Source organism: Nonomuraea sp. NPDC001636, assembly GCF_040298265.1.
Lineage (GTDB): Bacteria > Actinomycetota > Actinomycetes > Streptosporangiales > Streptosporangiaceae > Nonomuraea.
Genome location: NZ_JBEOZT010000011.1, coordinates 153473 through 175496, shown reverse-complemented (window position 1 = coordinate 175496; position 22024 = coordinate 153473). Strand labels below are relative to the sequence as shown.

General features: G+C 74.8%; 10 protein-coding genes. 4 read left to right on the top strand and 6 right to left on the bottom strand.

Annotated features, from left to right (window positions below; translation table 11 throughout):
* Window positions 1-222: 222 nt before the first annotated feature.
* From ABT158_RS22315 to ABT158_RS22295, 5 genes are all read right to left on the bottom strand, one after another.
* Window positions 223-1224 carry a threonine ammonia-lyase gene (locus ABT158_RS22315; protein ID WP_352356162.1) on the bottom strand — a complete coding sequence of 334 codons (1002 nt, stop codon included), beginning with the start codon at window positions 1222-1224 and terminating at the stop codon, window positions 223-225.
* Complete coding sequence (locus ABT158_RS22310) at window positions 1221-9440, bottom strand: non-ribosomal peptide synthetase/MFS transporter (protein ID WP_352356160.1); 8220 nt, start codon at window positions 9438-9440, stop codon at window positions 1221-1223. Before ABT158_RS22310 ends, ABT158_RS22315 begins: the two co-directional genes overlap by 4 nt.
* Window positions 9437-14173, bottom strand: coding sequence for a non-ribosomal peptide synthetase (locus ABT158_RS22305; RefSeq protein WP_352356158.1), 4737 nt, complete (start codon window positions 14171-14173; stop codon window positions 9437-9439). Before ABT158_RS22305 ends, ABT158_RS22310 begins: the two co-directional genes overlap by 4 nt.
* 838 nt (window positions 14174-15011) lie before the next feature.
* On the bottom strand, window positions 15012-15278 hold the full coding sequence (locus ABT158_RS22300) for a hypothetical protein (RefSeq protein ID WP_352356156.1): 267 nt from the start codon (window positions 15276-15278) through the stop codon (window positions 15012-15014).
* A gap of 29 nt (window positions 15279-15307) precedes the next feature.
* Window positions 15308-16075 carry a L,D-transpeptidase gene (locus ABT158_RS22295; RefSeq protein WP_352356154.1) on the bottom strand — a complete coding sequence of 256 codons (768 nt, stop codon included), beginning with the start codon at window positions 16073-16075 and terminating at the stop codon, window positions 15308-15310.
* 90 nt (window positions 16076-16165) lie between these two features.
* On the opposite strand from ABT158_RS22295, the gene ABT158_RS22290 reads away from it, so the two are divergent.
* From ABT158_RS22290 to ABT158_RS22280, 3 genes are read left to right on the top strand one after another with little or no spacing between them, the layout of a single operon-like run.
* The gene (locus tag ABT158_RS22290) at window positions 16166-16849 is read left to right on the top strand and encodes a response regulator transcription factor (RefSeq protein ID WP_352356152.1); all 684 of its coding nucleotides are present in this window, start codon (window positions 16166-16168) and stop codon (window positions 16847-16849) included.
* Window positions 16846-18636: a sensor histidine kinase gene (locus tag ABT158_RS22285; protein ID WP_352356150.1), complete on the top strand. Its 1791-nt coding sequence runs from the start codon at window positions 16846-16848 to the stop codon at window positions 18634-18636. The genes ABT158_RS22290 and ABT158_RS22285 overlap by 4 nt, the downstream gene beginning before the upstream one ends.
* 31 nt (window positions 18637-18667) lie before the next feature.
* Window positions 18668-19882 carry an ROK family transcriptional regulator gene (locus tag ABT158_RS22280; RefSeq protein ID WP_352356148.1) on the top strand — a complete coding sequence of 405 codons (1215 nt, stop codon included), beginning with the start codon at window positions 18668-18670 and terminating at the stop codon, window positions 19880-19882.
* 70 nt (window positions 19883-19952) lie between these two features.
* Here the strand turns inward: ABT158_RS22280 and ABT158_RS22275 are convergent, their stop codons facing one another.
* Window positions 19953-20171: a hypothetical protein gene (locus ABT158_RS22275; RefSeq protein ID WP_352356146.1), complete on the bottom strand. Its 219-nt coding sequence runs from the start codon at window positions 20169-20171 to the stop codon at window positions 19953-19955.
* 432 nt (window positions 20172-20603) lie between these two features.
* Between ABT158_RS22275 and ABT158_RS22270 the strand changes: the two genes are divergently transcribed.
* The gene (locus tag ABT158_RS22270) at window positions 20604-21923 is read left to right on the top strand and encodes a cellulose binding domain-containing protein (protein WP_352356144.1); all 1320 of its coding nucleotides are present in this window, start codon (window positions 20604-20606) and stop codon (window positions 21921-21923) included.
* The last annotated feature ends 101 nt before the right edge of the window (window positions 21924-22024 follow it).

The following is a 22024-nucleotide window of genomic DNA, read 5'->3' as shown; positions in this document are numbered from 1 at the left end:
TGGGGGGGGGGTGTTGTTGTTGGTTTTTTTTGTTTTGTTGGTGGTGTGTGTGGCGGCTCTCCTCGGGGGGGTTTTTTTTCTGCGCGGGGGGGGGGGGGGGGGCCCCGGCCCCCCCCCCCCACCACAACAGTCACGCACCCCCAGCCGGCGGGTTCACCCGCATCAGCGGGAGCGCGACGGAAAGCGCGAGCACATGCTTCGCGCCAGTGGCTCCGGCACGGATCACGTGCTGCGCGCCAGCGGCTCCTGGCTGGGTTCCTCGCTGGGTTCCGGGCTGATCGCGACGTTGCCGCCGGAGAGGACCGCGACGACCGGTCCCGGCGGCAGGTGCGCCTGGTGGGTGAGGTAGGCGGCGGTGGCCACCGCGCCGCTGGGTTCGGCGCGTTCCCCCAGCTCCCGGTGGAGCAGGCCGGCGGCGGCGTCGATGGCGTCCTCGGTCACGGTCACCATGTCGTCCACGTACCGGTGGATGTGCTCCCAGGCCAGGGCGCCCAGCACCGGCGCGCGCAGTCCGTCGGCCCGCGTGCGGTAGGTCAGCTCCACCGGCCACGCCGTGCGCGTGCCCGACCGGAAGCTGGCCGTCCCGTCGGCGGCCAGCTCGGGCTCGACGCCGATCACCCGGATCGCCGGGTCGGCGGCCTTGACGGCGACCGCGATCCCGGCCAGCAGGCCGCCGTTGCAGACGGGCACCAGGACGGTCCCCGCGTCCGGCAGGTCCAGGCAGATCTCGGTCCCGGCGCTGCCGTGCCCGGCGATGACGTCGAACGCGTCGGAGCCGATCACCGTCGCGCCGAACCGGTCGGCCAGCGCCAGGCACGCCTCCTCCCGCAGAGCGGGCGGGACGATCACCACCTCCGCGCCGAGCCGGCGCGCGGCGCTCACCTTCAGCTCCGGCGCCGTGTCCGGCAGGACGACGGTCGCCCGCACCCCGTGTTCGGCGGCGGCGTAGGCGATGGCCTGGGCGTGGTTGCCCGACGACTGCGCCACCACGTGCCGGACGCCGCGCCCGGCCAGCCGGCCCACGGCGTTGGCCGCGCCGCGCACCTTGAAGGAGCGGGTGGGCTGCCGGTTCTCCGGTTTGACCCAGAGCCGTTCGCCGGGCAGCCGCAGCAGCGGCGTGCGCCGGACGTACGGCGCGATGCGGTCGCCGGCCGCGCGGACGTCGGCCGCGGTGACCAGTCCCGCCGCCCTCTCCGCCTCCATGGCAACAGCACTCTCGTTCATGCGCTCAGCACCCTCTCCTGGATGGCGTCCAGGTCGGCCGCGGCCTCCGAGGGCGGGGCGGCGTCCGGGACGAGGTCCTCCAGGTGGTGCAGCGGCCGGTGCCGCAGCCCCAGCAGCCCCCACAGCACCAGGAACACGCCGCTGGCCAGCAGCACCACCCCGGCGCCCCCGCCGGGACCGCCGGCGAACCGTCCGGCCCAGTCCGCCAGCGGCCCGGCGGAGAGGAAGCCGATCGGCTGCATGGCTGTGGCGATCATGATGTTCACCGCGAGCACCCGCCCCTGCAGCTCCGGCCCCACCTTGACCTGGATGATCGACAGCCAGTGCGCGTTGCCGATGCTCATGCACGCCAGCCGGACGAACAACCCGGCCGCGACCAGCCACACGACCGGCCACACGCCCATCAGCACCACGCCGAGCCCGGACCCGACGACGAAACCGATCATGCCGGTCGCCCGCCGCCGGGTGCCGCCCCACACCAGCACCACGCCGGTGCCCACGGCCGCGCCGACGCCGCCGACGGCGGTCACCGCGCCGAGGTCGGCCGAGTCGCCGATGGCCAGCACGACCGGGGTGACCAGCACCCACATCAGCGCGGTGCAGAAGTTCACCACCGCGAAGTAGAGCGCCATCACCATCAGCGGACGCCGCCGGCGCAGGAACCGCCACCCGCCGGTGAGCGCCGCCGTGAACGTCTCCTCACGCCGGTGGAACAGCCGGTCGGGGAAGCGCACCAGCAGCAGCGTCAGCACGCCGACCGCGAACGTGGCCACGTCCACGGCCACCACCGCCGACAGCCCGAACAGGCCGATCAGCGCGCCGCCCGCGAGCGGCGCGACCACGTTGCCCGCGCCGAAGCCCACGTTGGCCAGCGCGTTGGCCTGCGGCAGGTACGGTTTGGGCACCAGCTGCGCGATCGCCGCCAGCCAGGCAGGCTGCTGGAACGCCGACACGACCGAGGTCACGCCCACGATGAGGCAGACGTTCCAGAACTCCAGCCGGTCGGTGGTCAGCAGCAGCACCAGCGCCACCATGGCGAGCCCGGACAGCGCGTCGCAGGCCAGCATGATCTTGCGCCGGTCGACCCGGTCGGCCAGCGCGCCGCCCAGCGGGGTGAGCAGCACGGCCGGGATCTGCGCGAGCATCGTGACCAGCGCCAGATCCAGGATCTCGCCGCTGCGCTGGTAGGCCCACACGCCGAGCGCGAACGAGCTCAGCGCCGTGCCCAGCGCCGAGACGATCTGCCCGCCGGCGACGGTGTAGAAGGACCCCAGCCTGGTGCGTTCGGGCGGGCGCACCGGATCGGGCAGCGTTCCGGCCGCCCAGCGGGTCAGGTGCGCCAGCACGACGGCGGCCAGCGGCTCGGCCTGGTGACGCAGGAAGTAGTGCCCGGCCCTGGGCAGCACGGCCCGCTCCACCCGCGGCGCGAACGCCGCCCACTCGGTGTAGCGCTCCTCGTGCAGCTCGGTGGCGCGGTCGCGCTCCCCGACCAGGCTCAGGATCGGGGCGCGCAGCGGCGTCCCCTCGCCGGCCAGCTCCTGGCCGAACCACTCCTGCGCCTGGTCGGCGTCGTGCCGCATGGCGCGGACGGCGGTGCGTTTGGCGGCCTCGTCCATGTCGTCGAGCAGCCCGCCGGAGGCGCGCAGCGCGTCGCGGAACATCCGGTCGGACACCCAGCGGTCGCCGCCGAACAGCCGCCTGACCATGCCGGGCAGCCGCGCGGCCGGGAAGCCGGCGGCGGCGATCACGCCCAGCACGGGCACGCCGTCGGCCTCCAGCTTGCGCGCGAGCGCGACGGCGGGCGCGGAGCCCACGCAGTGGCCGTAGATCGCGACCGGGCCCGACGCGGTCGCCGCCACCTCGGCGGCCAGCACGTCCACCAGCTCCGCCAGCGGCAGCGGCAGCTCGTCGGGGCGGGCCGGGTCGTGGCCGGGCAGCTCGGCGGAGAGCACCTCCACCCGGTCGCCCAGCGCCTGGGCCAGCGGCTGGTACACCGCCGCCGACCCGCCGCCGTACGGCACGCACACCAGCGTGAACTCGCCGGCCCGTCCGCCGCCCAGGCGGTGCAGCAGCCCGCCGCCGCTCTCCTGGCCGAGGAAGGCGGCCAGCTGGGCGACGGTCGGCCGGGTGAACAGGTCGATCACCCGCAGCCCGCGGCCGATCTCCTTGACCGCGCGCACCGCGGCGAACGAGTCGCCGCCGAGGGCGAAGAAGTCGTCGCCCGCCCCGACCCGCTCCACGCCGAGCACCCGGGCGAAGGCCCCGGCGACCAGCTCCTCGTTCGGCGTCGAGGGCGCCGCGTACGCGGCCTGCTCGGCCACCGGCTCGGGCAGGGCGGCCCGGTCGATCTTCCCGTTCGGGTTGAGTGGCAGCCGGTCGAGCGCGACGACGTGCGCCGGGACCATGTAGTCGGGCAGCCGCTCACGCAGCGCCGAGCGCACGGCCGCGGCCTCCACGGTCGCGGGCGTCACCCACGCGGCGAGCTGCCTGGCCTTGCCCTCGCCGACGGGCAGCACCACGGCCTCGGCGACCTGGGGCAGCGCCCGCAGCGCGGTGGTGACCTCGCCCAGCTCCACCCGGTAGCCGCGCACCTTGACCTGGTCGTCCACCCGGCCGCGGAACTCGATCCGGCCGTCGGAGGTGACGCGCAGCAGGTCGCCGCTGCGGTAGCAACGTCCCTGCCCGGTCAGCGGGTCGGGGACGAACCGCTCGGCGGTCAGCTCGGGCCGGCCGATGTAGCCGCGGGTGACGCCGGGGCCGCCGACCACCAGCTCGCCGGGCACGCCGGGCGGCACCGGCCGCAGCTCGGCGTCCACCAGGTGCCCGTACACGCCGGGCAGCGGACGGCCCAGCGGCACGATGCCGGTCCGCCGGTCGGCGGGGATCTCCTCGGTGTCGCACACCAGGCAGATCATCGTGGACTCGGTGTGTCCGTAGTGGCTCTGGATCCTGAGCTCGGGCCGGGCGGCGCGGGCCCGCTCCACCAGGTCCCACGGGCACGCCTCGCCCGCCAGGATCAGCAGCCGGCGCGGCAGCACGGCGGCCAGGTCGCCGCCCGAGGCCAGCAGCTCCAGGTGGCTCGGGACGCACTTGACGACGTCCACCCGGTGCTCGGCCAGGTATCCGGCGAACGCGGCCGGGTCCATCGCGGTCTCGCGCGGCACCAGGTGCACCGTCCCGCCGGTGGTCAGCGCGCCGAACACGCAGGTCAGGCCGAAGTCGGCGGCGGGCGTGGAGACCACCGCGAACGACCCGCCGGGCACGCCGATGCGCGGCAGCATGCCGCCCAGGTAGTTCAGGACGCCGCCGTGCTCGGCGGCCACCGCCTTGGGCGTGCCGGTGGACCCCGACGTGAAGATCACGTGGTGCAGGTGCTCCGGCAGCACCTCGACCCGGGGCCGGGTGTCCGGCAGGGACGGCGGCCGGTCCAGCGTCAGTACCCGCCTGCCGTCCCCGATCAGGGGCGCGAACTCGCTCACCGTCACCACGGCGCGCACCCCGGCGGCCTCCAGCATCGCGGCGATCCGCGCCGCCGGGTACGCCGGGTCCATCGGCAGGTAGCCGCCGCCCGACTTCTGGATGCCGAACAACGCGCACGCCAGGTCCGCGCCCGGCTCCAGCAGCACGCCGACCGGCTCGTCGGCGCTCACCCCGGCTTCCAGCAGCCAGTGGGCGATCCGGTTGGCGGCCGCCTCCAGCTCGGCGTAGGTCAGGGCGCGGTCGGCGCCCACCACGGCCGGCGCGCCGGGGGTCTCGTCCACCCAGCGTTCGATCAGGTGGTGCACCGCCCCGGCGGGCGGCTCCGGCGGCGGCCCGCCGGCCAGCGCCGGACCGGTCACCGGCTCCAGCGGCACCGCGCCCACCGGCGTGTCCAGGTCGGCGAGCAGCCCGTCGAGCAGGGCGGCGTACCAGCGGGTCAGCTTGGCCGCGGTGCCCGGTTCGAACAGGTCGGTCCGGTAGGCGAGGCCGCCGCGCAGCGGCGCGCCCGGCCCGTCGTCCACGACGTGCCAGCTCAGGTCGAACTTGGTGGTCAGCTCCGGCAGGTGGATCTCGGACGCCTCCAGGCCGGGCAGCTCCGCCCCGGCCACGCCGGGGACGTAGTTGAGCATCACCTGGAACAGCGGCGTGGCCGCCAGGTTCCGCTCCGGCCGCAGCCGGTCCACCACCCGGTCGAACGGCGTGCCCGCGTGCGCGAGCGCGCCCAGGGCGGACTCCCGCGCGCGGGCCAGCAGGTCGCGCCCGGTCGGGTCGCCGCCCACGTCGGTCCGCACGACCACGGTGTTGAGGAAGCAGCCGACCACGCCTTCGGTGTCCGGGTGGTCGCGGCCGGAGACCGGCACGCCGACCGCGATGTCCGCGCTCGCCGACAGCCGGGCCAGCAGCGCCTGCAACCCGGCCAGCAGCACGATGAACGGCGTGGACCGGTAGGCGGCGGCCACCGCCCTGATCCGCTCGCTCAGCTCCGGCGGGAGCTCCAGGTCCAGCGCGGCTCCGCCCGGGTCGGGCACCGCGGGGCGCGGCCGGTCGGTGGGCAGGTCGAGCACCGGCGGCAGGCCGTCCAGGTGCCCGGCCCACCAGTCCAGGTCGGCCGGGTCGGGGACCGGCGAGACCTCGGCGTACTGCGCAGGGGGCGGGTCGAGCGGCGGGCGCAGGCCGAGGCGGGCGGCGTACAGGCCGGACAGCTCCGACAGCAGCAGCCCGCGCGTCCACGCGTCGGTGGCGATGTGGTGGAAGGTGAGCGAGAGCACGTGCTCGTCGCCGGCCCCAGGTTCGCCGACCGTGAGCAGCACCGCCCGCATCGGCGGCTCGCGGTCCAGCGCGAACGGCGTCGCCAGGTGCCCGGCCAGCACGTCCTCGACCTCGGACCGGTCCACGCGCGCGGTGGAGACGGGCACCTCGGCGGCGTCCCGCACCACCATCACCGGCTCGGGGCCGGAGTCGTCGACCACGCCGCGCAGCACGTGGTGCCGCTCGGCCAGGTCGCGCACCGCGTCCAGCAGCGCCTCCGCGCGCAGCGGGCCGCGCAGCCGCAGCGCCACCGGCACGTTGTAGGCGCTGCTGTCCGGTTCGAGCTGCGCCAGGAACCACAGCCTGGCCTGCACCCCGGACAGCGGCACCGGCCCGTCCGCCGGCGCGCGCCGCACGCGCGCCGCGGTGGCCGGACGGGGCAGCGCGGCGGCCAGGTCGGCCAGCACCGGATGCTCGAACAGCAGCCGCACCGGCACCGCCGCGCCCAGCCGCTCCCGCAGCCGCCCGGCCACCCGGGTCGCCGCGAACGAGTGCCCGCCGAGGGCGAAGAAGTCGTCGTCCGCCCACACCTCGGCGAGTTCGAGCACGTCCGCCCAGACCTCGCCGACCAGGCGCTCGGCGGGCGTGCCCAGCGGCACCCGCACCGCGGGCCCCGACTCGGGCACGGGCAGCGCCGCCCGGTCCACCTTGCCGTTCGGCGTGAGCGGCAACGCCTCCAGCACGCCGATCGCGGCCGGCACCATGTAGTCGGGCAGCCGCTCGCGCAGCGCCGAGCGCACCTGGGCCGCGTCCACCGTCGCGGGCGTCACCCAGGCGGCCAGGCGGCGCTCCAGGCCGTCGCCGACCGGCTGCACGTACGCCTCCGCGACCTGCGGCAGGGCCCGCAACGCCGCGGCGACCTCGCCCAGCTCGACGCGGAAGCCGCGCACCTTCACCTGGTCGTCGATCCGTCCGAGGAACTCGATCAGCCCGTCCCCGGTCACCCGGACCCGGTCGCCGGTGCGGTACCAGCCGCCGGTGAACCGCTCCGCGGTGAGGTCGGGACGGCCCAGGTAGCCGCGGGCCACGCTCGGGCCGCCGATCCACAGCTCACCGGGCACGCCGGGCGGCAACGCCCGTCCGGACGGGTCGGCCACCCGGCACACCACGTCGGCCAGCGGCCGGCCCAGCGGCGCCCGGCCCGGCCCCAGCTCGGCCAGCGCCTGGCCGGCGTCGCAGGCCAGCGCCGACACCGTGGTCTCGGTGGGGCCGTAGTGGATCTGCACCTCCAGGTCCGGCCGCGCCGCCCGGACCCGCGCGACCAGGTCCGCCGGCACCGCCTCGCCGGCCAGGATCAGCAGCTTGGCGGGCAGGGCGGCCGTGCCGAGGAGTTCGAGCTGGCTGGGCACCATCTTGATCGCGTCCACCGGGTGCGCCGCCAGGCGGGCGGCGAACGCGGCCGGGTCGGTGGCCGTCTCGTGGTCGATCAGGTGGAGGGTGGCGCCCGTGGTCAGCGCGCACCACAGGTTCGTCATGCCCAGGTCGGCGGCGGCGGTGGAGACCAGCGCGAACGACGTCATCCCCGCGGGGAGGACGTCGGCCACCGCGCCGAGGTAGTGCGTGATGTGCCGGTGCTCGACCGCGACGCCCTTCGGCCGTCCGGTCGAGCCCGAGGTGTAGATCACGTACGCCAGGTGCTCCGGCCGCACCGCCACGCCGGGACGCTCGCCGGACGCCTGCGCCGCGGCGGCGAGCTCGGCGCCGGTGAGCACGATCCGCGCTCCGGCGTCGGCCACCACCGCCTGGTTGCGCCGCTCCGGGTAGACCGGGTCGAGCGGCAGGTAGGCGGCGCCCGCCTTGAGCACGCCGAGCACGGCGACCACCAGCTCGGGCCGCCGCTCCAGCAGCACGCCGACCGGCTCCTGCGGCCGCACCCCGCTCTCCAGCAGCCAGTGGGCCACCTGGTTGGCGCGGCGGTCCAGCTCGGCGTAGCTGAGCGAGCCGACCGCGACCGCGTCGGGGCGGGCGTCGGCCATCCGCTCGACCAGCGTGTGCAGCGGCACGTCGACGGGCAGGCCGGCGTCCCGGCCGCGCAGGTCGTCGCCGGCCGGCAGCCGCACCGGCGCGCCCGGGTCGGTGAGCATGCCGTCCAGCAGCTCCAGGTACCAGCCGGCCAGCCGGCGCACGGTGGCCTCGTCGAACAGGTCGGTGCGGAAGCGTAACTCGCCGGAGAAGCGGGTGCCGTCGTCGCCGAGCTCCAGGTTCAGGTCGAACTTGGCGGTCGGCGCGGGCGGCGTCCCGGCCTCGACCGCCAGCCCCGGCAGCGACGGCGGCGCGCCGGTGTCGTAGACGTTGAGCATCACCTGGAACAGCGGCGTGACCGCGAGGTTCCGCTCCGGCTGCAGCCGCTCCACGACCCGCTCGAACGGCGTGCCGGCGTGCGCGAACGCGTCCAGCGCCGCCGTGCGCGCACGGGCCAGCAGCTCGGCGCCGGTCGGGTCGCCCGCGGTGTCGCCGCGCACCACCAGCGTGTTGATGAAACAGCCGACGACCCGCTCGGCGTCGGGGTGGTGGCGGCCCGCGTGCGGCACGCCGATCGCGATGTCGTCCACGCCGGACAGGCGGCTCAGCAACGCCTGCAAACCGGCCAGGAACACCATGAACGGCGACGTCCCGGCCACCGCGCGCACCTTCGCCGACAACGCCTCGGGCACCTCCACCGCGACCGCCGCCCCCTCCCACGTGGGGACGGCCGGGCGCGGGCGGGCGAGCGGCAGGTCGAGCACCGGCGGCAGGCCCGCCAGGTGAGCGGCCCACCAGTCGAGGTCGGCGTCGGGCCGTCCGGCCTCCCACGCGGCCACGTCCGCGTACTGCAGGGCCGGGGCAGCGGGGGGCGGCTCCAGGCCGAGGCGGGCGGCGTACAGGTGGGCGAGATCGTCCAGCAGCACGCGTTCCGACCAGGCGTCGGTGGCGATGTGGTGCAGGGTGAGCGCGAGCACGCACTCCTCGTCGCCGAGCCGGTAGAGCGTGGCCCGCAGGGGCGGCTCGGCGTCCAGCCGGAACGGCCGCCAGGCGTGCTCGGCCAGCTCCCGCTCCAGCTCCTCCGGGGCGGCGGCCACCATGTCGACCACCATGTCGACCACCATGTCGACCACGGGCACCGGCACGGCGGCGACGGGCCGCACGCGTCCGTCCTCGATGACGCCGCGCAGGATCCAGTGCCGCTCGGCCAGGTCCGCCACCGCGCCGGTGAGGGCGGCGACGTCCACCGGGCCGCGCAGCCGCAGCCTCAGCGGCACGTTGTAGGCGGGCGTGCCCGGTTCGAGTTGGGCCAGGAACCACAGCCGCTGCTGCGCCGGCGACAGCGGCATGTCCGCGGCCGACGTCGCCGGGATCCGGGGGACGGCGGCCTGCTCCTTCTGCTTCAGGGCGGCGGCGAGCCTGGACCGGACGAGTTCGGCGATCCGGTCCTCACGTACCTCGGTCATCCCTCGTTCCCCTCGATCAGGTCGGCGGCCAGCAGTTCCTCCAGCGCGACGGCGAAGTCGGCCAGCACCGGCCGGTCGAACACCAGCCGCACGGGCACGGTGACCTGCAACATCTCGCGCAGGCGGGCGGCCACCCTGGTCGCGGCGAACGAGGCTCCGCCGAGGGCGAAGAAGTCGTCGCCGGCCCAGACCTCGGGCCGTTCGAGCACCTCGGCCCAGACGGCGGCCACCAGGAGCTCGGCCTCGGTGGCCGGTTCGGCCCGCGCCGGGGCCGGGCCGGTGTCCGGCTCGGGCAGCGCGTGACGGTCGACCTTGCCGCTGGGCAGCGTGGGCAGGGCCGGCAGCGCGACCCAGCGGCGCGGCACCATGTGGCCGGGCAGCCGGGACCGGGCGTGCCGCTCGACCGCGGCCAGGTCCGCCGTCTCCGGCGCGACGTAGCCGACCAGGTGGGCCTGCGCGTCCGTGCCCGCCACGGTCACCGCGGCCTCGGCGACCTCGCGCAGCACGGCCTCGATCTCGCCCAGCTCGATCCGGTGGCCGCGGATCTTCACCTGGTGGTCGTGGCGGCCGTGGAACTCCAGCGTCCCGTCCGGTCGCCAGCGCGCCAGGTCGCCGGTGCGGTAGCAGCGGCCGTCCGGCGTGAACGGGTCGGCCACGAAGGCGGCCGCGGTCAGGTCCGGACGGCCCCGGTAGCCGCGGGCCACCCCGGCGCCGCCCAGCAGCAGCTCGCCGACCGCGCCCGGCGGCACCAGCCGCAGCCGCGCGTCGACCACGTACGCCCGCTCGCCCGGCATCGGCGACCCGATCGGCACCCGGTCGCCCTCGTGCGGGCGCACCCGGTGCAGCGTGGAGGTGACGGTGGTCTCGGTGGGCCCGTAGGCGTTCCACAACTCGCCGACGCGCAGCAGGATCTGCTCGGCCAGCGCCGGGTCCAGCGCCTCCCCGCCGGCGACGGCGCGCAGCGCGGGGTCACCCGCCCAGCCCGCCGCGATCAGCATCCGGTACGCGGTCGGCACCAGGTCGATCACCGTGGCCGCGCCGGCGGTGATCAGCTCCGCCAGCGCGTGCCCGTCGGTGGCCGTGGCCCTGTCCACCACCACCGACGTGCCGCCGGCGGCCAGGACGCTCCACAGCTCGGAGGCCGAGGTGTCGAAGCTCAGCGGCGCGACCGCGGGCTGCACGTCGGCCGGGCCGAGGCGGAGCGCGGAGATCATGCCGGCCACGAGGGCGGCCAGGGCGCCGTGAGTGACCTCGACCCCCTTGGGGGCGCCGGTGGAGCCGGAGGTGTAGGTGACGTACGCCAGGTCCTCGGCGCGCACCTCGGGAAGGTCCGCGCGGGGGCCCGCCGCGAGCCGGTCCACGTCGAGCGTCACCGGCCCGTCCTTGCCGGGTGCCGTCTGCGGGGGTGTCCCGGCGCGGGTGAGGACCACGCGGGCGCCGGCGTCCGCGGCCAGCAGGCGCAGCCGCTCGGCCGGGTGTTCCGGGTCCAGCGGCAGGTACGCCGCCCCCGCCCGCCACACGCCCAGCAGCGCAGCGGGCAACATCTCGTCCCGCGGCACGTGGACGCCGACCACGTCGCCGCGCGACACCCCGTGCGCCAGCAGCCCGGCCGCGATCCGGTCGGCGCGGTCGTTCAGCTCGGCGTGACTCAGGGCGACGCCGTCCGGGCCGACCACCGCCGTGCCGGTGGCGTGCGCGGCGAGCGACAGCGGCACCGGCGGCAGGTCGTCCGGCAGCCGGGGGCCGGCCGCGCGGGCCAGTAGCGCGGCGCGTTCGTCCGGGGTGACCGGCTCGAACGTGGCGATCGCCAGGTCCGGCTCGGCCACCACGCGCCGCAGCAGCCACAGCAGCCGGTCCAGGTACGCCCCGGCCGCCTCCCGGCCGAGCAGCGCGACCGCGTACTCCAGGTGCAGCTCGGCGCCGGCGGCCGTGCGGTTGACCAGCACGCTGAACTCGTGCACCGCCGCGCCCGGGCCGACCTCGGTCAGCAGTTCGAGGCAGCCGGCGCGCACCGGCACCTCGGCGTGCTGCATGGCCAGCAGCACCGGGGCGCGCGGCACGTCGGCGGGCGGGACCTCCTGGTGGACCAGCGCCCGCGTGGCGGCCTGCCCGGCCTGCCGGACCAGGTCGCGGAAGGTCGGCGCGGCGTCCGGCCGCAGCCGCACCGGGACCGTGTCGATCAGCGGCCCGACGACCCGGGCCAGCTCCGGCCGGGCGCGCCGCGCCGCGACCATGCCGACCAGCGTGTCCGGCTCCCCGGCGGCCAGGGCGAGCGCGGCCAGGTAGACCGCGTACGGCGTCGCGCCGCACGCGCGGGCCAGCGCGGCCACGCCGTCCGTGAACTCCTCGGTGAGCGGCCTGACCACCCGGCACGTCGTCAGGTCGCCGGGCGGCGGCCCCGCCACCGGCGCCCCCGCCAGCTCGCCGCGCCAGAACTCCCGCAGCCGTTCGAGGTCGGGCCGGTCCTCCTGCTCGCGCACCGCCACGTCGCCGAGCTGCACCGCCGGCTCGGGGACGGGCTCACCCGCCAGCTCGGCGGCCAGCTCGTCCATCAGCACGCCGGTCGAGCCGCCGTCGAAGGCGATGTGGTCCGTCACGAGCACCAGCTCGGCCACGCCCTCTCCGACGGGGCACAGGCTGGCGCGCAGCAACGGCACCTCGGTCGTCACGTCGAACACGTGCTCCACCGCGGCCCGGGCCACCTTCACCGGGTCCGCGCCCGCCGGATGCTCGACCAGGGGGACGGCGACGGGCGGGTGCACGACCGCGTACGGGACGCCGTCCTCGCCGACGGAGATCGTGCTGCGCAGGGCCTCGTGCCGGCGCAGGACCGCGTCCAGCGCCCGGCGCAGCGGCGCGCTCCCGCTCAGGTCGCGCACGCGCAGCCGGATCGACACGGTGGTGACCGGGCTGTGCGGGTGGAGCTGGCGCAACGTCCAGAACTCGCGCTGGGCGGCGGTGAGCGGGTGGCTGGTCCGGCCGGTCCGCCGCACCGGAGCCGATCCCGGCTCACGCAGGCGCGCCGCCAGCCCGGCCGCGGTCGGCTCGGTCAGGAACGTCGCCAGCGGCACGGTGTGCCCCAGCCGCCGGGACAGCTCGGTCACCACCCGGGCGGCGGCCAGCGAGTGCCCGCCCAGGTCGGCGAACCGGTCGTGCACGCCCACCTCCGGCAGGCCCAGCACGGCCGCGATCACCTCAGCCACCTGGCGCTCGTCGTCCGTCCGGGGCGCGACCGGCGCCGCGGTCCCCGTCCGGGCGGCGCCCAGCTTGGGCAGGGCCGCGCGGTCCACCTTGCCGGTGGGGGCGATCGGCAGGTCGCCGGTGACGCCGATCCTGGCCGGGACCAGGTGGTCGGGCAGCCGGTCACGCAGCCAGTCGCGCAGCTCGGGCTCGGTCACGCCGGAGGCGGCCACGTGCGCGACGAGGTAGGCGATGCCGTCGTCGTCGGTGTGGGCCAGGACGACGGCGCGGCGCACCGCGGGATGGCGGTCCAGCGCCGACTCGACCTCGCCCAGCTCCACCCGGTAGCCGCGGATCTTGACCTGGTCGTCGGCGCGGCCCACGTAGCGCAGCTCGCCGTCCACCCGCCGGACCAGGTCGCCGGTGCGGTAGACGCGGGTGCCGTCCGGGTCGGTGCCGAACGCCTGCGAGTCGTGGCCCAGGTAGCCGCGGGTCACGTTCGGGCCGCCGATCCACAACTCGCCGACCTCGCCCTCGGGGACCGGCCTGCCGGCGGCGTCGCGCACGCTGAGCAGCGCGTTCGCCATCGGCCCGCCCAGCGGCGGGTCGCCCTGGTGGTCGCGGCTCACCTCGAACAGGGTGGAGCCGGTGGTGCACTCGGTGGGGCCGTACATGTTGAGCACGCGGCGCACGCCGGGGTTGGCGTACACGCGCGCGACCAGCGCGGCGGTCAGCCGCTCGCCGCCGGACAGCACCATGCGCACGCCGTCCGGCAGCGGCTCGCGCAGCAGCACCGACAGCGCGGACGGGACGCCGAAGACCGTGCGCACCTCGTCGCGGGCGGGCAGCGTCGGCAGCGCCAGCACGTTGTCCGCCATGATCACGGTCCCGCCGGCGGACAGCGGCGTGAAGATCTGGGTGATCGAGGCGTCGAAGCAGATGGAGGAGCCGGCGAGCATGCCGCTCAGCTCCTCGGCGGTGTAGGCGGACGCCTCCCAGCGCACCAGGTTCAGGGTGTTGCGGTGCTCCACGACCACGCCCTTGGGACGGCCGGTGGAGCCGGAGGTGTAGATCACGTACGCGGCGTCGTCCGGCTCGCCGGGCACCTGCGGCCCGTGCGCGGCGGGCGTCACGTCGTCGACGAGCACGGCGTCCGCGCCGGTCGGCGCCGCGGTCTCGCGCCGCGCCGCCGAGGTGACCACCGCGGTCATGGCGGCGTCCTCGGCCATGAAACGTAAGCGTTCCGCCGGGTAGGCGGGGTCCAGCGGCACGTAGGCCGCGCCCGCCTTGAGCACCCCGATCAGCGCGGGCACCAGCCACTCGTCGCGGTCGAGGCAGATGCCCACCAGGTCGCCGCGTGCGACCCCCCGCGCGGCCAGGGCGTTGGCGATCCCGTTGGCCCTGCGGTCGAGCTTGGCGTAGGTCATCCGGCTTGTGCCCGCGACGACGGCGAGGCGATCGGGTGTCCGTCGGCACTGCGCCTCCAGGGCCTCGTGGAGGCGTCCCGGCGAGTCGGTGGGAGGGCGGTTCGCGCCCGTCACATCCGTAGTCATGTGTCCTCTTTCCAGCAAAGGTCAAACGTGCCCGGGTGGGCGGTATGGAACAGCCCGTTCCTCGGGACGGCACGCGGGCCCGGGCGAGGTCGTCGCTGGGCGCGTGGGGTCGTGCGGGGTCGTGCGGGCGGTTCAGTGTCGCGCGGTCGGCGGGTGCGGTGGGGGGCATTCGCGGCAAATGTCATGTTCTGCGGTTACGTGCTCCTTTCGCCCATGGTCGTCCGCGCAGCAGCATCGGTGACCTGGCTTGCCACTGACTTGGAACCTGCCATGACCTTGCTTGCAGGAGGGCGCGTCATCGGCCGGTGGGCGCGGGACGGCTCGGCAGGCGGTCAGCGGCGTCCCGGCGCCCAGCGACGGCCGGAGCGCGCGAACCTCCTGGACCGGCGACAGGCAGACCCCGGGCTCCGGACGTCGGCGAGGAGTGCGGCCTTCGCACCACTGTTCCGGAACGCCACACCGACATGATCCTCTTCGCCAGGGCAGTCCCGCAAACGTGATCGAAAGGCACGAAAATCCGCGGACGGGCAAGCACATCCGTCGCGGGACCTCACGGGACGGCGAGGCCGGGAGCGCGACGGGAAAGGCCCGGTCCTCGGGCGTCGGCGCACAGGAGGGCTCGAAAAAGAAAGCCCCCGCCGGGGTCGGACCCCGGCGGGGGAGGGGCGGCGTCACGGACGCCGTGCCGTGCGTGGTCAGGGACGGCGTGGCCGCCCCGTTCGCCGTCCGCACGTGGCGCCGCGGCGTCCGGGCCCCGCTCCTGCCCGTGATGGCCAGGCCGCCGACGCGGCCGACGGGCAGGGGAGGAGGGACGTCACGCGGCGGCGACGGGTCGTGTTCAGCCGGTGTACCGCGGCTTGACGGCGACCGGCTCCCTCGGCCCCGCCGTCTGCTCCACCGTGGGCCGGCGGCCTTCGGCGGGCACCGGCGAGGGCGCCGCGGAGGTGGCCACGGCGGGCACTGCTGCGGGCACCGCTGCGGGCACTGCCGCGGGCACTGCGGCGGGCTTCTTGGGCTCGGCCGAGGCCGTCCCGGAGAGCCCGGCGAGGCCCGCCGCGAGCGCCAGCGCCGCGACGCCGCCGACCAGCATGGTTCTGATCTTCATAGGGTTCCTCTCATCCTTCGAGCAGGGCATCAGCCCTTGACGACGACCGGAGTGCCGATCGCCAGGTTCTTCGCCATCCAGGTGATGTCGTCGTTGCCGACCCGGACGCAGCCGTGGCTGGCCCGCGTGCCGATGGCGGACGGCTTGTTCGTCCCGTGGATCGCCAGCTGGCCGGGGCCGCCGGCGAAGCTCTTCAGCACCGGCGAGAAGCCGCTCAGCCCGAAGGCGTACGCGCCGTAGGCCCCGCCGTCGCCGGTGGGCCGCACCAGCTCGGTGAAGAAGTAGCGGCCTGGCGGCGTCGGCGTCCCGGCCTCGCCGGTCGCGACCTTGCCCGTCCTGACGGGCCGGTCGCCGTCGTAGACCGTGAAGCGGAACGCCCCGCGGTCGATCTCCACGCGGTGGGACGTCTCGGCGAGCGTCACGTCGGCGGCCCTGATCCAGCCCTTGCTGCCGTTGGGCCGGATCGGCAGCAGCACCTGGAGCCAGTCGCCCTCGTCGCGGTCCACCAGGAAGACGCGCGTCGCGCCGTAGTCGTTGGGGCTGGTGATCGTCGTCCGGGCCACGCCCTGTCTGCCCCGGTAGATCGTGATCCGAGCCCCCTTGACGCTCGCGATCTTCGACCTGGCGCCGCCCGCCGGCTCGGTGCGCGCGACGGTGCTCGCCGTGGCGCCCGCCGTGGTGCCCGGCGTGGTGCGCGCGGGGTCGGGCCGTACGGCGCCGTCTGCGCTGCCCGCGCAGCCCGCCGACAGGAGGGCGAGCGCCGTCGCCGCGGCCGTACGAAGCAGGTTGGTTCTCACCCGGCGCAGCCTGGCGGCAGAATGTGTGGAACCTGTTTGCCTGTCATGCGGATCCCGTATGCACTCGCGCGGTGCGCATAACCTCGGGCCATGTGCGCGTACGTGCTGGTCGCCGAGGACGACCCCAAGCAGGCCGAACTGCTCAGGCGCTACCTGGAGCGGGAGGGCCACGAGGTCCGCGTCGTGCACGACGGACGTTCGGCGATCGACGAGGCCCGGCAGGGGGACCCCGCCCTCGTGCTGCTCGACGTGATGATGCCGAAGGTCGACGGCCTGGACGTCTGCCGGGTGCTGCGCGCCGAGTCCGACCTGCCGATCCTGATGCTGACGGCCCGGTCCACCGAGGACGACCTGCTGCTCGGGCTCGACCTCGGCGCCGACGACTACATGACCAAGCCGTACAGCCCGCGTGAGCTGATGGCCCGCGTGCGCACGCTGCTGCGCCGCACCGGCAGGGCGCCGGAGACCGGCCGGCTGTTCCGGGCGGGCGACCTGGTCGTCGACCCGGTCAGGCACACCGTCACCGTGGCGGGCACGCCGGTCGACTGCACGCTGGCGGAGTTCCGGATCGTCGAGACGCTGGCCGCCGAGCCGGAACGGGTGTTCACCAGGAAGCAGCTGCTGGAGCGCGTCCACGGCTTCGACCGGTTCATCACCGAACGCACGGTCGACGTGCACGTGATGAACCTGCGCAAGAAGATCGAGCCCGAGCCGCGCCGCCCGTCCCGGCTGCTGACCGTGTACGGCGTCGGCTACAAGCTGACCCAGGCATGAGGTCGCTGTTCGTCCGGCTGCTCACCAGCTCGGCCGTCGTGGCGGTCTGCTCGATCACGGCGACGGCGTGGCTGGCCGCGAGCAGCACCTCCGGCGCGATCCAGCGCGAGCAGGGCCAGACGCTGGCCAGCGACGCCCAGATCAACAACAGCCTGCTCGGCTACGCCGCCCGCCATCCCGACTGGTCCGGCGTCGCCGCCACCGTCCGCGACCTCGCCGCCGCCAACAGCCGCCGCGTCGCGCTGACCACGGAGAAGGGCGCCCTCATCGCGGACTCGGCGGCCGCCGGGACCCCGCTGCCCGCCCGGGTGTCGGCCGTCGTCGATCCGCTGGCCGTGGACGTGACCCTGGTGCCGGGGGCGGCCGAGGACCGCATCGATCCGCGCGCGGTGGGCCCCTTCCTGCTGCCCGACCGTGACCGGGTCCGGCTGGGGAAGGCCGCCGGCGCCTACGCCGCCTGCATGAGACGCACCGGGCAGGCCGTCCGGACGACCGTCTCCCACACCGGCCGGCCCTCCGTGACGACGACCGGCGAGGGCGTCCCGCAGGAGCCGAGCCCGGTCCCGGTCCCGGCGGTCCCGGCGGTGGAGCCCCCCTGCGACGCGGTCACCTTCAACACGCCGACGCGCACCGAGAAGGCCGCGTTGAAGCAGCTCAACCTCCTGGTCGGCAGATGCCTGAAGGGCAAGGGCGCGGAACGCGGCTCGGTCGGCCTCGACTTCACCTGGGTCGCCAAGGACAAGCGGCCGGCGTCCTCGGCCGCCGAGCCCGGCCAGACGATCTCCTCCTGCATCGTCGCCGCCCGCAAGGAACAGCTCGACCCCTACGTCGCCCCCGCCGCCTACCTGTACATCGGATCCCCGGCCGAGGCCACCGGCCCGCGCATCCCGCTGCCCTCGATCGCCGGCGCCGCCCTCCTCGTGCTCGTGCTGACCGTCGGCGTCAGCGTCATGGCGGCCAGGCGCCTGGTCGGCCCGGTCAACGCGCTCACCCACGCCGCCCGGCGGATGCGCGACGGTGACAGCTCGGCCCGCGTCCAGGTCAGGACGACCGGCGAGATCAGCGAGCTGGCCACGGCGTTCAACGAGATGTCCGAGCACCTCCAGCGCATGGAGGTGCAGCGCAGGGCCATGGTCAGCGACGTCTCCCACGAGTTGCGCACCCCGCTGAGCAACCTCAGAGGCTGGCTGGAGGCGGCACAGGACGGCGTCGCCGAGCTGGACCCCGCGCTGATCGCCTCCCTGGTCGAGGAGCTCCTGCTGCTGCAGCACATCGTGGACGACCTCCAGGACCTCGCCCTCGCCGACGCGGGCAAGCTGCGCCTGCACCTCGAACCCGTGCACCTCGGCGACCTCCTCGACCAGGTGGCCACCGCCCACCGGGGCCGCGCCGAGGCCGCCGGGCTCACCCTGACCACCGGCGGCACCGGCGCGCCCACCCTGACCGCCGACCCGGTACGACTCCGCCAGGCCATCGGCAACCTCGTCACCAACTCCCTGCGCTACACGCCGGCCGGCGGGCGCATCACGCTGGCCGCCCGCCAGGACGGCGACCACGTGGTCATCGAGGTGACCGACACGGGGATCGGCATCCGCGCCGAGCACCTTCCGCACGTCTTCGACCGGTTCTGGCGGGCGGAGAAGTCCCGCAACCGCCGCACCGGCGGCAGCGGCCTCGGCCTCGCGATCGTCCGCGACCTGGCCGAGGCGCACGGTGGCACCGCCACGGCCGCCAGCACCCCGGGCGTCCGCACCACCTTCGCCTTGCGCCTTCCGGTACGACCGTGATCCTGTGAGCACACGTCCTAGGGTGACGGGAATGACGGGATCGGCGGTGGGCGTGCGCACGCAGGAGCAGATACGGCAGCGGAACCTGAGCGAGGTGCTGCGGCGCGTCCACAACGAGGGGGCGGTGTCACGCGCCGCGCTCGGCCGCCGGATGGGCCTCAACCGCAGCACCATCATGGATTTGACGGCCGAACTCGCCGCGGCCGGGCTCGTCCGCGAGGGCGTGCCGGCCGGGCGGGGCCGGGCGGGGCGGCCGTCCATCGTCGTCATGCCCGAGCAGGGCACGGTGTACGGGCTGGCGTTCGACGTCGCCGTGGACCGGCTGGTCGCGGCCCGCGTCGGGCTGGGCGGCCGGGTCCTCGACCGCAGGGAGGCCGTCCGCGCCCGCGCCGGGGTCGACCTGGAGGACGTCGTCGGGGTGCTGGCCGCGTTCGGCCGCGAGCTGGTCGCCGGGGCGGCGCCGGGCTCGTTGTGCGTGGGGGTGGGCGCCTCGTACTGCGGGCTGATCAGACGGACCGACGGCACCGTGCGGTACGGGCCGCACCTCGGCTGGGTGGACCAGGCGTTCGGCGCGGAACTCGGCGCCGGGCTCGGCCTCGGGCTGCCCGTCGAGGTGGGCAACGAGGCGCACATGGGGGCGATCGCCGAACACGTGCGCGGCGCGGGACGTGACGCCGACAACCTCGTCTACCTGCACGGGGACGTCGGCGTCGGCGGCGGGATCATCGTCGGCGGCGAACTCCTGGACGGCGACACCGGCTACGGCTGCGAACTCGGGCACATGCTGGTCAACCCGTTCGACGGCCGGCCCTGCCTGTGCGGGTCGCGCGGCTGCCTGGAGGCCGAGGTGGGGGAGGAGGCGCTGCTCGACTACGCGGGACGGTCCGGCGACCTCGTCGGCCGCGACGGCATCCGGTCCGTCGTCGCCCTCGCCCGGGCCGGTGACGCCAAAGCGCGGGACGCCCTCGACCGCGTCGGCGACTGGCTCGGCGTCGGCGTCGTCAACCTGATCAACCTGTTCAACCCGGCGCTCGTGGTCTTCGGCGGGATGCTGCGCGACGTCTATCCGGGCGCCGAGCCGCGCGTGCGTGCCCGGATCGACGCGCACGTGCTGCCGGTGTCGCGGGAACGGGTCCGCCTGGCCGTGACGGCCCTGGGTGACGACACCACGCTCGCCGGGGCCGCCGAACTCGCCTTCGCCGGCCTCCTGGACAACCCCCTCAGCACTTTGGCCACCCTTCGCTGAGAGGGCCTAACCGGGGACGCACGCGCCCCCGGTTCGGTCCGCGGGCCCGGGGAGCGTGCGTCTCACGGGGTCAGGCGTAGAGGAAGTAATAGCTGTACTTGCTCTCCCACTGGCATGAATAGTCGTCCCACCAGTTCTGGTCGACGCCCTGGGTGCCGATCCGCTCGCACTCCGCGTGCTCCCTGAAGACGCCCGCCAGTCTCTCGGCGTTCGCCGGGGCGGCGCCGATCGTCAGCGACACTCCAAGGACCATGACGGCCGAGACGAGAACAGCGCGTGCCTTTCGCATTCGTCCTCCTGCGACTGGGGAGATCATGTCGGTGGACATTATCACTCACGGCTCCGGCGGGATTGTCGCGGCGGAATCGCCGGCCGCCGGGTGATGAAACTTTCATCGGCGTGAAAGACGCCGTGGGGGTGTATCCGACCGCCTGTGCATGCCATGGATGATCTGGGGCCGTCTCCGCGCCTTACAGCCCCAAAGTACGATTTATGCCGCTTTCCCGTTCTAAATGAAACGAAACTTCGAAAACTTTGACCATCGTCGCGTAGGTGTCATATCGTCTCCCCGCCCATATCGATGTGAGCCGCGACACTCGAACAGGACGTTGTTCTCGCAGGCGCTACAGGTCGGCGTGCTCATCACGGCCGCCCTGCCATCGAACGAGACACGGACGGCCACCCGGGAAGCGGCGACCATCCGACCAACCGGAGTCGCACCATGCAAGCTCGAATCCGCACGGCCGCCGTCGGCTTGGCGATGACCGTGCTGGCCGCCGTCGGTGTGCCGGCGGCCTTCGCGCCGCCGGCACACGCGACGCAGACGATCACCGACATCGCCTACGCGCCCGCGCAACCGGCCGGCAGCAGAGGGCATCTGCTGGATCTCTACCTGCCCGCCACCGGCATCACGCCCCGCCCGCTGATCATCTGGCACACCGGCTCGGCGTGGAGCAGCGACGACGGCAAAGCCGGCGCGGACGCCATCGCCGCGATCTTCAACCCGCTGGGCTTCGCGGTGGCCGGCGTCAGCGTCCGCTCCAGCGCCCAGGCGATCTTCCCGGCCCAGGTGCACGACATCAAGGCGGCGATCCGCTGGCTGCGTGCGAACGCCGCCACGTACCAGCTCGATCCCAACCGATTCGCGATCATGGGCGACTCCTCGGGCGGCTGGCTGACGGAGATGGCCACGCTGTCCGGCGGCGTGCCGGCGCTGGAGGGCGCCATCGGCACGACCGGCGTCTCCAGCGCCGTGCAGACGGGCCTCGCCTTCTACAGCCCGACCGACTTCCTGCAGATGAACGCCCAGAACCTGCCGACCGGCGGGCTGGACCACAACTCTCCCGCCTCGCCGGAGTCCCTCCTGGTCGGCTGTCCCATCCAGACCTGCCCGGCCACCGTCGCCCAGGCCAACCCGATGACGTACGTCGACGCCAACGACCCGCCGCTGATGTTCCTGCACGGCCAGGCCGACTTCCTGGTGCCGCACGGGCAGAGCGTCCTGCTCTACAACAAGATCAAGGCTCAGTGCGGGACGGCCACCTTCGTCTCGGTGCCCGGCGCCGACCACATGATGCCCCAGGTCATGGACCCCGCCCATTACGGCACGCAGACCGTCCGCACCACCAAGAACTGCGGCGAGACCGTCGGCACCGGCACCCTCGACCCCACCTGGCCCAACTTCACCACCTTCCTGCGCGGCGGGCTCAAGATGGGCACCTCCTGCGAGGTCGCCTACGCCACCGAGGTCTGGAACGGCGCGTTCAACGGCAGCCTGACCATCAGGAACACCGGCACGACCCCCATCAACGGCTGGACCGCCACATGGGCCTGGTCGGGCAACCAGCTGATCACCAACGCCTGGAACGCCACCGTGACCCAGACCGGCACGCAGGTGACCGCCCGCGACGCCGGCACCAACACCTACATCGGGCCCGGCTCCAGCCAGAGCCTCGGCTTCTCGGCGTCCGTCACCGGGACGAACGACATTCCCGCCCAGTTCAAGCTCAACAACATCGTCTGCACGAGAGTGCCCGCCTGAGCCGACCCCCGTTCCGCCGCCGCGGATTCCCGAATTTTATTCGGCGAATCCGCGGCGGGGAGCTGAATAGCGGCTTTCCCATATTGCGCCACGTTCCGTCG